Source organism: Ramlibacter lithotrophicus, from assembly GCF_012184415.1.
GTDB classification, from domain to species: Bacteria; Pseudomonadota; Gammaproteobacteria; order Burkholderiales; family Burkholderiaceae_C; genus Ramlibacter; species Ramlibacter lithotrophicus.
This window is the reverse complement of record NZ_VTOX01000003.1, coordinates 336,764-350,978: the sequence shown is the minus strand read 5'-3', so window position 1 is coordinate 350,978 and position 14,215 is coordinate 336,764. Positions and strand designations below refer to the sequence as shown.

The following is a 14,215-nucleotide window of genomic DNA, read 5'->3' as shown; positions in this document are numbered from 1 at the left end:
GCGCGCTCAATCCTGGACGTGGCGGCGCTTCTGCCGCGCGAGCCAGCTGTTGTAGCTGTTGCCAGGATCCGGGCACAGCGGCGACTCGACCGGGAACAGGGCGCCGACCAGGGCCCGCTCCTGGCCGAAGGGAAGCGCCTTCGCGAGGGCCGGCGCACCGCCGCGGCCGAGTGCCTGGCGCAACTCCAGGTCGACGAGCTGCCGCCCCTGGCGAATGTCGTCGATCTTCGCCGGGGAGACGCCTTCGACCTCGGCGAGCTCGGCCAGCGCATTCAGTCCGTCCGGCGTTTCCAGCTGCAGCCAGCTCACGCTGCCGGCCGCGTCCATCCCGAGCACGCCGAAGGGGTCGCCGAGCACGACATGCTCGATCCAGTGCCGGGCGGCGAAATCCGCCAGCGCCCGTCCGGTCGACGGCACGCGCAGCAGCCCGTTCTGCTCCGGTCCCAGCGTCACCCGCCAGGTCTGCGCGTGGCGCGCGTTGGGCGTCGCGAGCAGATGCTCCACCGCCTCGATCAGCTGGCGCGAGATGTCGACCGACTGCTTGGCGATGAACTGTTCGATCAGGCCACGGTTGAACGCCCGCACGGCCACCTGCTCGTCGGCCTGCCCCGTCAGCAGCACGCGAGCACCGGGCCAGTCGACCAGCTCGCCGAGTGCCTGCAGGCCGTCCATTCCGGGCATGGAGTAGTCGAACACGCACACGCGGGTGAGCGCGTAGCGCTCGGTGTGCGTCGACCAGTAGCCCAGCACCTGGGGGATCAGCGGCTTGCCGCCGCGCCAGTTGTCGATCAGCTGCTGCTGGTGCCAGGCGTCGGCCTCCCAGAACGGCGGCTCCTGCTGCAGGTAGTTGATGCACTGCGCCGGCCGCATGAAGAGCTTCACGTGCCACTGGCGCGGCAGCACCATCGCCAGCATCTCGAGGTAGTCGGGATCGTCGTCGAGAAACACCACGGTGCCCGGTCGGTGGAAGAGCGAAAAACTCATGATGTGGGGCGGCTGTGGGTGGAGTGGACGGATCGCATCGTCAGGCGGCGAGCACCGGCAGCTCGATCGTAAAGCTGGCGCCCTGCGTCGTCGCCGACTGGACCCGGATCGTGCCCTCGGCGCTGTGGACCACGCGCTGGCAGAAAGCCAGCCCCAGACCGTGGCCCGACGCCCGGTTGGTCGAGAAGAATGGCGTGAAGATCAGCGTCCTCAGCCGGGGATCCATGCCCACCCCCCGGTCCTGCACGACGATCTGGCCGCGCCCGCCGCTGGTGCGCACCAGGACCAGCAGGTCGCCGGGGCCGCTCGAATGGCTCGCCGCCGCCAGCGAACGCAGCGCATTCTTCAGGAGATTGTCGATGACCTGCAGGAACAGGGCATGCGAGCCGCGGAACTGGAAATCCTGCTCCACCCGCACCGTCACGCACTCCCGTTCGCGCGCGGTGCGGTAGGGATACCCGGCCACCGCCTCGCGCACCAGGTCGGCCGCGTTCACGACGTCCAGGTGCGTGGGCAGCCGCATGAGCCGCGCATTGGTGATCTGGCCGTCGATCTGGTGGTTCATGTTGCGCACCGTGGCGTGCAGCCGGTCGGCGAGCTTCTCCAGGGACGCCCCGGCCTCGGGCTCGCATGCCGCCGCTTCGTTGCGAATCGCATCGCCGATCAGCGAAATCGTCGCGAGCGGGGTGCGCAGTTCATGCGCCATGATGCCCATGGTGGCCAGCGTGGAGTTCAACTGCTCGCGGCGCAGGTTCGACGACGAGATCGCGAGGATGAGGCCCATGATCCAGCAGAAGGCGAGCACCAGCGCGTTGGTCGCCACCTGCCCGTCGGGCCATTCGGGCAGCGCCGGCCCGAACGCCTTGAACGCCAGCCAGGCGAGCAGCGTGCCGCTGGCGCTGCCCAGGGTCGCGATCCGCCAGTCGGTGACGTGGTAGTAGATCAGGAACATCGCCCCGAAGCTCGCCAGCCACACCGCGTTGCCGCCATTGCAGAAATACATCCACGCGAAAAACAGCGGCAGGGTGAGCCAGAAGATGGCGGTGAACACCACCACCGCCGACTTGCGCGGGGGCGTCGCCGTGAGGCTGGGGAAGACCAGCAGGCTGATGCCCAGGACGCTCACCAGGATGCGAAGCGCGAGGCTCTCGTACGGTTGGGGCAGCAGCTTGGCCCAGGCAAAGTAGAAGAGCGGGTGCCCGAACGCGGTGGCGAGCCCCAGCGCGCGGATGCGCCAGCGCGAAGGGTGCAGGATCGGTTCGACCAGCGGGCGCACCACCTCGTTCGAGGTCCACGACCTCAGCATCTCGTTGGCACCGGTGTACACCGCGCGGATCGTCGACAAGTGGATGTCCCCTCCAAGGACGCCGCCGCGGCTGGCGCCAGGGCGAATGATGCTATTGTCACAGCCCTCTGGGGATGGGAAAGAACGGGGCCATGGGCGTACCTGTTAACTTTGACAGTGTCAGCCTCGATGGCCTGCTGAGCGACTGGATCACGGCACTGCGCGAATTCTCCGTCGAGGCGGTGGCGGTGCTCGGGCCCGATCCGTTCGGCGGCAGCGAAGACCGGGACGTGGTGGCGGTGCATCCGCCGGTGCTCGCCGAGGCGGCGCAGGCGCTGGCGCAAAGCCGCGACTTCGGCGCGCCCTGGCGCGATTCGGACGCGCCGCTGGTGGCGTGGCAGCACATCGCCAAGTCGGACCACCTCAATTCGAGCCGCTGGCGCATGCTGTGGCTCGCGCACGGCTACCAGACCGTCGTGCGCGTGGAGTTCGCGCTGCCCGCCGGCCGCGCGTTCGAATGCTTCATGTTCAGCCCGCGCGAGCTCACCGATCGCGCCGAGGCGGCGGCCCTGGTGTGGTCGGCCATGAACATCTGGCCGCTCGTCAAGCGGGCCATCGCCCAGGCGCGCTGCACGCTGAGCCCGCGTGAACGGGAGTGCCTGGTGCTGGGATTCCAGGGGCTGACGGCGCGCGAGGCGGCCTCGCGGCTCGGCTGCGCGGAACGAACCGTCAATTACCACCTCGCCAATGCGATGGGCAAGCTGAAGGTGGACAACAAGATGGCGGCGATCCAGCGGGCGTGCTGGCTCGGGGCGATTTAGCGGCCGGCCGGGTACCATCGCGGCCATGGCTTTCCTGGCGATCGACGTCGGCAACACACGGCTGAAGTGGGCACTGTTCGACCGGGCCGGTCCCGGTGCCGCGGCGCGGGCGCACGGCGTCGAATTCCTGGACCACATCGACAAGCTGGCCGACACCCAATGGGCGGCACTGCCGCCGCCGGCCCACATGCTGGGGTGCTGCGTCGCCGCCCACCCGGTGCGGCGCAGCGTCGAGGAGCAGATGGAGGAGCTGTGGGCGGTGCCTGCCCACTGGGTGGTGCCCAACGCGGGCGAGGCCGGCCTGACCAACGGCTACGACCACCCCAGCCGGCTCGGCGCGGATCGCTGGGTGGCGATGATCGGCGCGCGGCACCGGATGCTGGCCAGCGGGCCGCCGCGGCCGCTGGTCGTGGTGATGGTCGGCACCGCGGTGACGGTGGAGGCGGTGGACCAGCATGGGCGCTTCCTCGGCGGCCTGATCCTGCCGGGCCACGGCATCATGCTGCGCGCCCTGATGTCGGGCACCGCCGGCCTGCACGTGCCCACCGGCGAGGTACGCGAGTTTCCGACCAACACCAGCGACGCACTCACCAGCGGCGGCACGTTCGCCATCGCCGGAGCGATCGAACGCATGGTGCGGCACCTGCGGGAGCGGTGCGGGATGGAGCCTGCGTGCTACATGACCGGCGGCGCCGGCTGGAAGATGGCCCCGCACATCCCGGTGCCGTTCGAGCTGGTCGAGACCCTCATCTTCGACGGGCTCCTGGTGATCGCGGCCAGCCGCCGCGGCGGCTGACCCCGGCGCGCCTCAGCGTGCCCGCGCGAGCCACTCCTCCGCGAGCTTGACCCAGTAGGTGGCGCCCAGCGGGATCAGGTCGTCGTTGAAGTCGTAGCTCGGGTTGTGCAACATGCACGGTCCCGCGCCGTGCCCCATTTCACGATGGGCGCCGTCGCCGTTGGCGATGAAGCAGTAGGCACCGGGCTTGGCCTGCAGCATGAAGGCGAAGTCTTCCGCGCCCATCGTCGGTTCCTGCACCAACACGTTGTCCGGGCCGACGATGGACGCCATGACGCCGCGCGCGAACTCGGCCTCGGCCGCCGAATTGACGGTGGCCGGATAGTTGCGGCGGAACTCGAATTCGCATTGCGCCTCGTGCGCGGCGCACACGTGCTCGGCGACCTGCTGCATGCGGCGCTCGATCAGGTCCTGCACCTCCGCCCGGAAGGCGCGGACGGTGCCCTGCAGTTCGCAGCTGTCGGGGACTACGTTGGTCGCCTCGCCGCCGTGGATCATCGTCACCGAGATCACGCCGGCGTCGATCGGCTTCATGTTGCGGCTGATGATGGTCTGGAACGCCTGCACCATCTGGCAGGCGACCGGCACCGGGTCGATCCCGTTGTGCGGCAGGGCGGCGTGGCTGCCCTTGCCGCGGATGGTGATCTTGAACTCGGCGGTCGAGGCCATCACCGGGCCGGGGCTGACCGCGAACTTGCCGACCTGCTCGCCGGGCCAGTTGTGCATGCCAAACACGGCTTCCATCGGGAACTTGTCGAACAGACCGTCCTTGATCATCTCGCGGGCGCCGCCGCCGCCTTCCTCGGCCGGCTGGAAGATGAGGTACACCGTCCCGTCGAAATTGCGGTGCTTCGCGAAATGCTGGGCCGCCGCCAGCAGCATCGCCACGTGGCCGTCGTGGCCACAGGCGTGCATCTTGCCGGGGTGCTTGCTCGCGTGCTTGAAGGTATTGAATTCCTGCATCGGCAGCGCATCCATGTCGGCGCGCAGGCCGACCGCCCGCGAGCTGGTGCCGTTCTTCACGATGCCCACCACGCCGGTCGTCCCGAGCCCCCGGTGCACCGGAATGCCCCACTCGGTGAGCTTCGCCGCCACCATGTCGGCAGTGCGGTTTTCTTCGAAGCACAGCTCCGGATGGGCATGGATGTCGCGGCGGATGGCGGTGATCGCGGCAGCCTGGGTGACGACGGAATCGAGCAGGTTCATGGATCGTTTTCTCTGGGCAGAATCCATCAGTCTAGCGCCGGGCGCGCGAGCCTGCCGGGCGGCCGCGGATATCCGCGAAAATCCAGCGATGCACACCACGCCCGCGCTGTCGCCCCGCGCCCTCGAACTCGCCCGCACGCTGGTACGGATGAACACCGTCAGCGCCAACTCCAACCTGGAACTGATCCACTTCATCCGTGACGAACTGGCGCGGCTGGGCGTCGCCAGCCGGCTGACGTTCAACGCGGAAAAGACCAAGGCCAACCTGTTCGCCACGCTGGGCGAGGGCAAGCCGGCCGGCGTGATCCTGTCGGGTCACACCGACACCGTGCCGTGGGACGGCCAGGACTGGAGCGCCGACCCGCTGGACCCGGTGGTGCGCGACGGCAAGCTGTTCGGGCGGGGTTCGGCCGACATGAAGAGCTTCATCGCCCTGGCCGTCGCGAATGCGCAGGCGTTCCTGCGCAGCGACGCACCCTTCGCCGTCCACCTGGCCTTCAGCTACGAGGAGGAAATCGGCTGCTTCGGCGTGCGCGAGCTGATCGCCGACCTGCGCGAGGCGGGGAGCAGGCCGCTCGCCTGCATCGTCGGCGAGCCGACCAGCATGGTGCCGGCCATCGCGCACAAGGGCGTGTACCGCTACCGCTGCTGCGTGCGCGGCAAGGAGGCGCATTCGTCGCTGACGCCGCACTCGGTCAATGCGATCGAGATGGCGGCGCGCGTCGTGGGGAAGTTGCGCGACATGGCCGAAGGCTTCGAGCGCGACGAGCCGCGCTACGAGGGCTTCGACGTGCCGTTTTCCACCGCCAGCGTGGGCCAGTTCCACGGCGGCATCGCCGACAACGTGGTGCCCCGCGACGCCGAATTCCGCTACGAATTCCGCGACCTGCCCACTGCCGATGCCAGGGCGATGCAGCAGGAGCTGGTGGCCCATGCCCGTTCGCTGGAGCCGGCGATGCAGCGGGTGGCGCCCGACGCGGGCTTCCGCTTCGAGACCATCTGCGAGATCCCGAGCTTCCTCGGCTCGGAGGGCGACGCCGTGACGCAGTTGGCGCAGCGGCTGTCGGGCGAGCGCCGCGTCACGCAGGTGGCGTTCGGCACCGAGGCGGGGCTGTTCAAGAACTCCGGCATTCCCACCGTGGTCTGCGGGCCGGGCAGCATCAACCAGGCCCACCAGCCCGACGAATACGTGAGCCTGGAGCAGCTGGCGCGCTGCGAGGCGTTCCTGCTCGGACTGGCCGCGGCGCGCGAAATCGGCTGAGCCGGCCCGCCGGGGCCCAAGTCCACGGCAGCCCAGAGGCGTTGCATTTCATGCGACCATGCGAAACGACCACCAGACCCCATCGATGACCAGCAGCAGCACCGCCGCCATTGCTATCCAGGTCAAGGGCGCCTGCCCGCATGACTGCCCCGACACCTGCTCGCTCGTCACGACGGTCGAGGACGGGGTGGCCGTCAAGCTGCAAGGCAACCCGGACCACCGGCCGACCGACGGCGTGCTGTGCACCAAGGTGTCGCGTTACCTGGAGCGCACCTATCACCCGGAGCGCGTCCTGCAGCCCCTCAAGCGCGTCGGACCGAAGGGCGCCGGGCAGTTCGAGCCGGTCGGCTGGGACGAGGCGCTGGACGACATCGCTGGGCGCCTGAAGGGCATTGCCGCGGTCGACCCGCAGGCCATCCTGCCATACAGCTATTGCGGCACGATGGGACTGGTGCAAGGCGAAGGCATGGCCAGCCGCTTCTTCCACCGGCTGGGCGCTTCCTTCCTGGATCGCACCATCTGCGCCACGGCGGGGGCCGAAGGGCTCGTCCACACCATCGGCGGCAAGCTCGGCATGCGCGTCGAGTTCTTCGCCGAGTCCAGGCTGATCCTGATCTGGGGCAGCAACGCGATCGGCAGCAGCCTGCATTTCTGGCGCCTGGCGCAGGAGGCCAAGCGCCGCGGCGCCAAGCTGGTGTGCATCGATCCGCGGCGCAGCGAAACGGCCGACAAGTGCCACGAGCACATCGCCCTGCTGCCCGGAACGGACGCTGCGCTGGCGCTGGCCATGATGCACGAACTGGTCGTCAACGACTGGCTGGACCACGACTACATCGCCCGGCACACGCTCGGCTGGGAAGGCCTGCGCGAGCGGGCGCTGCGCTGGACGCCGGAGCGCGCCAGCGCGGTGTGCGGTGTGCCGGCCGGGCAGATCAGGTCGCTGGCGCGCGACTGGGGCACGACGGAGCCCGCCGCGATCCGCCTGAACTACGGCATGCAGCGTGTGCGCGGCGGGGGCAACGCCGTGCGCGCCGTGGCCTGCCTGCCGGCGCTGACGGGTGCGTGGCGCCATCGCGCCGGCGGCGTGCTGCTGTCGACCTCGAGCGAATACCCAATCGATGCCGCGGCGCTGCGCCGCCCCGACCTGCTGGCGGGCCGGTTGCCGCGCACGATCAACATGGTGACCATCGGCGACGACCTGCTGCGGCCCTCGTCGCCCTCGTTCGGACCGGCCATCGGCGCCGTGATCGTCTACAACAGCAACCCGGTCGCGGTCGCGCCGGAATCTGGCAAGGTCGTGGCCGGGTTCGCGCGCGAAGACCTGTTCACCGTCGTGCTGGAGCATTTCCGCACCGACACGGCCGACTATGCCGACTACATCCTGCCGGCCACCACGCAACTGGAGCACTGGGACGTGCACAGCTCCTACGGCCACACCGACGTGCTGCTGAACCGGCCGGCGATTGCGCCGCAGGGACAGGCCCGCACCAACAGCGACTTCTTCCGTGAACTGGCACGGCGCATGGGGTTCACCGAGCCGTGCTTTGCCGACGATGACCTGGCGCTGTGTCGCGCGGCCTTCGGCGGCCGGGTGGACTTCGACCTGTTGCTGGCGCAGGGCTTCGCTGCGCTGCCGGTGCGCGAGGCGCCGTTCGCAGAGGGCGGCTTTCCGACGCCGTCGGGCAAGTGCGAGTTCTTCAGCGAGCGCCTGGCGCGCCAGGGCCTGGACGGGCTGCCGGACCACGTGCCGAACCATGAGCCGTTCGGCGCGTCACCGCGCTATCCGCTCGCGATGATCTCGCCGCCGGCGCGCAACTTCCTCAATTCCAGCTTCGTCAACCTGCAAAGCCTGCGCGACATCGAAGGGGAGCCGCTGCTGGAGATCCACCCACAGGACGCCCAGGCCCGGGGCATCGAGTCCGGCGCCGTGGTGCGGGTCTTCAACGACCGCGGCGAATACCGGTGCAAGGCCAAGGTGTGCGAGCGGGCGCGCCCGGGCGTCGTCAATGGCCTGGGGATCTGGTGGCGCAAGCTGGGTCTGGCCGGCACCAACGTCAACCAGGTGACCAGCCAGAGGCTCACCGACCTGGGACGCGGGCCGGTGTTCTACGACTGCCTGGTCGACGTCCAGCGCGGGTGAAGGTCAGGCTGGTCATGGCGTTGGGCGGTCTGGTTGCGGCGGCAGGCGTGGTGTTGCTGTGCCTGACCGGCTGCTCGAACCTCGCTTACTACTGGCAGTCGGCGACGGGCCACCTCGGGATCCTCAGCGCAGCGCGGCCGCTGGACGACTGGCTGGAGGACGGCGAGGCGCCCGAGCGCCTGAAGGCCAAGCTGGCCCTGAGCCAGCGCATCCGCGACTTCGCCGTCAGCGACCTGAAGCTGCCCGACAACCCGAGTTACCGGCGTTATGCCGATCTCCATCGCAATGCCGCGATCTGGAACCTGGTGGTGGCGCCGAAGCACTCGCTCACGTTGAAGAGCTGGTGCTTTCCGGTCGCCGGTTGCGTCACCTACCGCGGCTATTACGACCTGGAGCGGGCGCGCGCCGAGGCGGCCACGTACGCGGGTCAGGGCTTCGACACCAGCGTGTATCCGGTGCCGGCCTATTCGACGCTGGGCCTGATGAACTGGGCCGGCGGCGACCCGCTGCTCAACACCTTCATCCACTATCCGGAAGGCGAGCTGGCGCGCCTGATCTTCCATGAACTGGCGCACCAGGTGCTGTACGTGAAGAACGACACCATGTTCAACGAGTCGTTCGCGACCGCCGTGGAGCGGCTGGGCGGCGCCCGTTGGCTGGCCGCGCATGCATCGCCCGCCGCCCGAGAGGAGTACGCGCAGTACGATGGCCGGCGACGGCAGTTCCGGGCGCTGGCGCTGGCCACGCGCAAACGGCTCGAAGCGGTCTACGCGAACACGCCCGCGGCCGACGTCGAGCGGATGAAGCAGGCGACCTTGCAGGAATTCCGCGAAGGCTACGCGCAGCTGCGCGCGAGCTGGGGCGGCGATCCGGCGCGCTGGCGCGGCTACGACCGCTGGGTGGCGCAGGCGAACAACGCCTGGTTCGGCGCGCAGGCGGTGTACGACGAGCTGGTGCCCGGTTTCGAGGCGCTGTTCGACCGCGAAGGCCGTGACTGGACGCGCTTCTATGCGGCCGTCGAACGGCTGGCGGCGCTGCCCAAGGAGGAGCGCCACCGCCGGCTGAAGGAAAATCAGTGAATCCGGCGCCGTCCCGCGCGGGCCGCCGGCGTTTCCATCCCACATGTCCAAGATCCACATCACCCGAGAGCACTCGCTCGGCCTCGCCGACGCACGCAAGCTGGCCTTTCGCTGGGCCGAAGTCGCCCGCCAGCACCTGGCGATGAAGTGCGTCTACGAGGAAGGCGAGGAGGCCGACCTGCTGCATTTCGACCGCCCCGGTGCGCACGGCCAGTTGCGGGTGACGGCCAGCGAGTTCGTGCTGGATGCGAAGCTCGGACTGCTGCTCGGCGCGTTCCGGCACCGCATCCAGTCCGAGATCGTCGAGAACCTGGACCGGCTGCTCGCGCACGAGGACCCGCACGCGGCGTTCGACGAGGCGGTCGCGCGGCGCGCCGCCCGCAAATCGGCCGGCTCCGGCAAGGCCTGAGCCGGCCCCGCCCCCTCAGCTGAGCGAGCCGATCAGGTCGACGTACTCCTGCATTGCCTCATCGGATGATTTGCCTTTCTGCGCCGACCAGGCGTCCCACTTGGCGCGTCCGATCATGTCGCTGAACCCCGGCTTCTTCTCGGTGTTGTCGCCGACCGTGGCCTGCTTGTACAGCGCGTAGAGCTTCAGCAGCGTCGCGTTGTCGGGTCGCTCGGTCAGGTTCTTGGAACCGGCGACGGCCGCGTCGAAGGCTGCTTTGAGATCGGACATGGGTGCTCCTGCAAGGGCGTGGGTGCGATGCGGGGCCGGCAGCGGCGCTGCGGCCCGGGGCGCTATCTTACTGACGCCCTGCGGCACGGGCGTTCCAGGACGCGCGCTGCTCAGTCGACCAGTTCGGTGCGCGCGAGTTCGACGTGCAGGCGCTCGACGGCATCGACGGGCTCGCAGCGTGCGGCCCGGTCGTACCAGGCCGTCGCCTCGCCGAGGCGCTCGTCGCCTTCGAGCATCAGCAGCGCGTTGCCGTACTCGATCATGCCGATGGGCGACAGCGGGTGGATGGCCAGGGCGTCCTGGAACAGCTTGAGCCCCAGTTCCTTCTTGGCGCCATATGTCATTCCCGCGACCAGCGGGCCCACCTTGTCGATCACTTCCGCGTGGAAGGCGCCCAGCGCGATGTGCGCATCCGCATGGCGCGGCTGCAGCTTGATCGTGCGCTCCAGGGCTTCCTTGATGCGGCCGCCCAGTCCCTGGGCGAGCGCCTTCGACACGCTGATGCCCTGGCTGTAGCGGCCGAGGGCGTAGGCCTGCCAATACCAGGCGTTCGGGTTGCGCGGCTCGCGCGCCGCCTGCGCCTCGCCGCGCTGCGCGGCTTGCTGCAGCAGTTCCAGCCGTACCGGCTCGCGCTTTTCCAGGTAATTGGCGTAGACGCAGGTGGCCTTGTTCGCCACTGTGACGCCATCCTCGCCGGCCGCCAGGCCGGCCGCCACTGCCTGCTCGAACTGGCCGTTGTGCAGCAGCACCCAGGCCGCGAGAACGGCGGGCCGGGACGGCAGTGGTTCGCCGTCCCCGGCGTGCAGCCGCGGCCACAGCGCTGCCACGCTGGCGGGCGTGAACCGGTATTCGCCGGCATGGGGGAACGCAACCCAGGGCTGCATCGCTGTCTCCTGTGGCGGTGTCGCCGGCCCAGTGTAGAACGCGCGGTGGCGTCGCCCTGCTGCGACGCAGCAATGGCATCAGCCGCCGTCGCGTGGACGCGCCCGTGGCGCCGCCGGCTTGGGCTCGGTGCGGGCCGGCCGGCGGCGGGCCGTGGCCGCGGCGGACAGCCGCGCCACCGTGCGCTCCAGTTCCCCGATGCGTGCCACAAGTTGCTCGACGTCCTTGGCGCTGGCCAGGCCGAGGTTGTCCACCGCCTTGGCGACGCGCTTGTCGAACATGCCTTCGAGCCGGTCGCCGGCCTTCGCCGAGAACTCGCCCGCCATGTCCGCCATCCGGCTGGCCGCCTGCGCGATCCGGTCACCGGCATCCGCCGGCACCTTGCCCTGCAACGCCGAGCCCTCCCGCGCCAGGGCTTCGAACAGCTTGCCGCCTTCCTGCTGTGCCCTGGCGAACGCGCCCACGCCCGCGAGCCAGACCTGCTGCGCCGAAGCGCGCAGTTGCTCGGCGAAGCGAGCGGCATCCCGGTCCTCGGGCCCCGTGTCCTTGTCCGTGCCAGCCATGACGCCTCCTGTGTTCGCGGGCGCCGCAAGCGCGGGCTCGTGCCGACACTGTAGGCGCAAGTTGCCGCGCCAGTATGGTCTAATTTTCAGCATGACGACCAACGCTCGAGGCGTGCTGCAGGCAGCAAGGTGGCACAGGCGCGAATTCCTGCTGGCGCTCGGCGCGGTCGGCGCGCTTGCGGGTTGCGGCGGAGGCGGAGGCGACGGCGTTGAGCTTCTGCCCGCTGGCACGAAGTTGCTCGACCTGAAATTCGTGGATGCGCAAACAGCTTATGGTGTCGGCAAGGAGGGCCTCATCGCCCGCACGGACGACGGTGGCCAGACGTGGCGCCGGTTGCCGAGCGAGTCCACCACGGACATGATCAGCGTGTTGCCAGTCAACCGGCAACTGGTGTTCGTCTGCGGGGTCGACGAAACCGTGCTGCGCACCCTCGACGGGGGCGCCAGGTGGCAGACGATCCGGCAGGGCGACGGCACTGTCTTCGGCACCCCGGCGTTGGTGTTTGCGACCGATGCCGAGCATGTGGCGCTGCGCGCCGAGGGCGGGGGCGGGCGCTGGGTATACCCCGACCGCCTCAAGATCACGGTCGACGGTGGGCGTGAGTGGAAGGTCATGAGCAGACCGGATTCGATCATCCCTTGGGCGCCTCGATTCACGCCCTCGGGATTCCTGTTCAGCCTTTACGGACCAGGGGAAGCTCAAGCGCTCTGGGTCTCAGACGATTTCGGCGGATCGTTTCGGCAGACGCCCTTGTCCGGCGTGGCTGTCGGCAGTTTCGGCGATCATGGCATCTGGGTGCAGATACCCGCCGGTGGCGCCGCCGACCAGCCGGGCCGAGTGGCCGTCAGCCAGGACGCCTTTCGGACCTGGACCGAAGCGCCGATGCAGATCGACGGGTTTGCAGTCGATGCGCAGCCGAGGATATGGATGACGTTTCTCGACGCGGCCGGGCTCGGCTGGGCTAGGCCCGCCTGGCCCGATAACGGACTGCTGCACACCACCGACGGCGGCCGCCGGTGGACCGCCGCCGCAGTGGCGGCGGCCCCGATCGACGGGAGGACGTTGGTGATGGCCAGGGATGGGGCGCAGTGGCTCAGTACGGACGCTGGAGCGACATGGCGCCCCTTCGATGGCGTCTCTTCCCGGTTCGAACGCGATGCTGCCGGTGCATTGCTGGCGAGAAGCTGGCTGCTGGAAGGCGCGGGCTACAGCTGGCAGCGCTCAACCGACGACGGTCGCACCTGGCGAACGCTGCTGTAACCCGCAGTTGCGCGGTACAGCCGAACCGGACGCGATGCTCGCGCAGATCGGGCCGGCTGCGGCTTGGGCGAGCATCCTGTAATGTAAAATCCACCGCCTTGTCGAGCGGCGCCCGGAGGGCCGGCCGCTCGGTCGACGCCGTACTCCGCCAGCTTGGAACGACGATTCGCGACGACGAGCGGAACGACGTCGCCAGCTCGTCATCATGCGACGACACCGAGATCAGGACTCCAGTTTCCATCCGTACCGAAGGTCGTGACCGAACCGATTTACGTCTTGCTGGCGACCTACAACGGCAGCGCCTTCATCGCCGAACAGCTCGACAGCCTGCTCGCCCAGAGCGAGCCCGGCTGGCATCTGCTCGTTCGGGACGACGCATCGACGGACCGGACGCCCGAGATCGTCGAGGCCTACGCCGCGAAGGATGCGCGCATCACCGTGCTGCCGGGCAGCGGTGCCAACCAAGGCACCGTCGCCAACTTCGACTGCCTGCTGCGCGAAGCCCGCGCCCAGGGCGCCACCTACGTCATGCTGATGGACCAGGACGACGTCTGGTTCGCCGACAAGATCGCGCGCCAGGCGGCGTTGATGCGGGCCGAGGAAGACCGGCTCGGGCCCGCCGTGCCGATCCTCGTTCACTCCGATCTCGAACTGATCGACCGCGACGGCCACAGCATCCATCCGTCCTTCATGAGCTTCCAGCACATCCGCGACGAGCCGTCGGCGCCGCTGCGCACGCTGCTGGTCCAGAACTACGTGACGGGCTGCACCGTTCTCGTCAATCGACCCCTGCTCGACGCCGCGCTGCCGATCCCTCCGGCCGCGATGGTGCACGACTGGTGGCTGGCGCTGGTCGCCGCCGCCAGCGGGAAGATCAGCTGTGACCCGACACCGACCGTCCGCTACCGCCAGCACGGGGGCAACCAGATCGGCGCCAAGGGATGGCGGCGCGGCGTCGCCTCGGTCTGGCAGGGCCTGCAGCTGAGCCGGACGGGCCGCGGCAACTTCGCGCGCAGCCTGGCGCAGGCGAGTGCATTGAGGGCGCGGCTCGAGCGGGCCGGCGTCGCCGCCCACGCGCATCGCGAACTGCTCGCCGCTTACTGCGCCTTGTTCGATCGTCCGCGCAGCCGATGCGAGCGGATCAACGGCCTTCGCGCCCTGGGGCTGCGCCGCCAATGGGCGGTTCGGCAGTGGCTTCTCTATCTGCACGCCTGCCTGATGCCGGCGGCCTACGCAACCCCGGCAGCGGGCCAATGAC

General features: G+C 69.3%; 14 protein-coding genes. 8 read left to right on the top strand and 6 right to left on the bottom strand.

Annotation, left to right across the window (positions count from 1 at the left end; translation table 11 throughout):
* Window positions 1-6 precede the first annotated feature (6 nt).
* Together RAMLITH_RS11505 and RAMLITH_RS11500 are read right to left on the bottom strand one after the other, a co-directional pair.
* Complete coding sequence (locus tag RAMLITH_RS11505) at window positions 7-984, bottom strand: response regulator (RefSeq protein ID WP_168107538.1); 978 nt, start codon at window positions 982-984, stop codon at window positions 7-9.
* 40 nt (window positions 985-1,024) lie between these two features.
* The gene (locus RAMLITH_RS11500; protein ID WP_238344136.1) at window positions 1,025-2,329 is read right to left on the bottom strand and encodes a sensor histidine kinase; all 1,305 of its coding nucleotides are present in this window, start codon (window positions 2,327-2,329) and stop codon (window positions 1,025-1,027) included.
* Between the two features lie 92 nt (window positions 2,330-2,421).
* Here RAMLITH_RS11500 and RAMLITH_RS11495 point away from each other — a divergent pair, with 92 nt between their 5' ends.
* The gene (locus tag RAMLITH_RS11495) at window positions 2,422-3,090 is read left to right on the top strand and encodes a helix-turn-helix transcriptional regulator (protein WP_168107537.1); all 669 of its coding nucleotides are present in this window, start codon (window positions 2,422-2,424) and stop codon (window positions 3,088-3,090) included.
* Window positions 3,091-3,115: 25 nt separating this feature from the next.
* Entirely contained in the window at window positions 3,116-3,886 is a 771-nt protein-coding gene (locus RAMLITH_RS11490) for a type III pantothenate kinase (protein WP_168107536.1), read from the top strand.
* A gap of 12 nt (window positions 3,887-3,898) precedes the next feature.
* Here the strand turns inward: RAMLITH_RS11490 and RAMLITH_RS11485 are convergent, their stop codons facing one another.
* Complete coding sequence (locus tag RAMLITH_RS11485) at window positions 3,899-5,092, bottom strand: M20 aminoacylase family protein (RefSeq protein WP_168107535.1); 1,194 nt, start codon at window positions 5,090-5,092, stop codon at window positions 3,899-3,901.
* Between the two features lie 88 nt (window positions 5,093-5,180).
* Between RAMLITH_RS11485 and argE the strand changes: the two genes are divergently transcribed.
* The 4 genes from argE to RAMLITH_RS11465 all read left to right on the top strand — a co-directional run bounded on the left by argE (window position 5,181) and on the right by RAMLITH_RS11465 (window position 9,981).
* Window positions 5,181-6,353 (top strand): acetylornithine deacetylase, encoded by a 1,173-nt coding sequence (gene argE, locus RAMLITH_RS11480; protein ID WP_168107534.1) that lies wholly within the window; start codon window positions 5,181-5,183, stop codon window positions 6,351-6,353.
* Window positions 6,354-6,438: 85 nt separating this feature from the next.
* The gene (locus tag RAMLITH_RS11475; protein WP_168107742.1) at window positions 6,439-8,493 is read left to right on the top strand and encodes a molybdopterin-containing oxidoreductase family protein; all 2,055 of its coding nucleotides are present in this window, start codon (window positions 6,439-6,441) and stop codon (window positions 8,491-8,493) included.
* Window positions 8,494-8,507: 14 nt separating this feature from the next.
* Window positions 8,508-9,572, top strand: a complete 1,065-nt coding sequence (locus tag RAMLITH_RS11470) for an aminopeptidase (RefSeq protein ID WP_168107533.1) — start codon at window positions 8,508-8,510, stop codon at window positions 9,570-9,572.
* A gap of 43 nt (window positions 9,573-9,615) precedes the next feature.
* Complete coding sequence (locus RAMLITH_RS11465) at window positions 9,616-9,981, top strand: polyhydroxyalkanoic acid system family protein (protein WP_168107532.1); 366 nt, start codon at window positions 9,616-9,618, stop codon at window positions 9,979-9,981.
* A 15-nt stretch (window positions 9,982-9,996) separates the two neighbouring features.
* On the opposite strand, the gene RAMLITH_RS11460 is transcribed toward RAMLITH_RS11465, so the two are convergent.
* The 3 genes from RAMLITH_RS11460 to RAMLITH_RS11450 all read right to left on the bottom strand — a co-directional run bounded on the left by RAMLITH_RS11460 (window position 9,997) and on the right by RAMLITH_RS11450 (window position 11,696).
* Window positions 9,997-10,251: an acyl-CoA-binding protein gene (locus tag RAMLITH_RS11460; RefSeq protein ID WP_168107531.1), complete on the bottom strand. Its 255-nt coding sequence runs from the start codon at window positions 10,249-10,251 to the stop codon at window positions 9,997-9,999.
* A 110-nt stretch (window positions 10,252-10,361) separates the two neighbouring features.
* On the bottom strand, window positions 10,362-11,135 hold the full coding sequence (locus RAMLITH_RS11455) for a tetratricopeptide repeat protein (protein WP_168107530.1): 774 nt from the start codon (window positions 11,133-11,135) through the stop codon (window positions 10,362-10,364).
* 78 nt (window positions 11,136-11,213) lie between these two features.
* Window positions 11,214-11,696, bottom strand: a complete 483-nt coding sequence (locus tag RAMLITH_RS11450) for a phasin family protein (protein ID WP_168107529.1) — start codon at window positions 11,694-11,696, stop codon at window positions 11,214-11,216.
* A gap of 91 nt (window positions 11,697-11,787) precedes the next feature.
* Here RAMLITH_RS11450 and RAMLITH_RS11445 point away from each other — a divergent pair, with 91 nt between their 5' ends.
* Together RAMLITH_RS11445 and RAMLITH_RS11440 are read left to right on the top strand one after the other, a co-directional pair.
* On the top strand, window positions 11,788-12,957 hold the full coding sequence (locus tag RAMLITH_RS11445) for a WD40/YVTN/BNR-like repeat-containing protein (RefSeq protein WP_168107528.1): 1,170 nt from the start codon (window positions 11,788-11,790) through the stop codon (window positions 12,955-12,957).
* Window positions 12,958-13,110: 153 nt separating this feature from the next.
* Window positions 13,111-14,214, top strand: a complete 1,104-nt coding sequence (locus tag RAMLITH_RS11440) for a glycosyltransferase family 2 protein (RefSeq protein ID WP_168107527.1) — start codon at window positions 13,111-13,113, stop codon at window positions 14,212-14,214.
* Window position 14,215 lies beyond the last annotated feature (1 nt).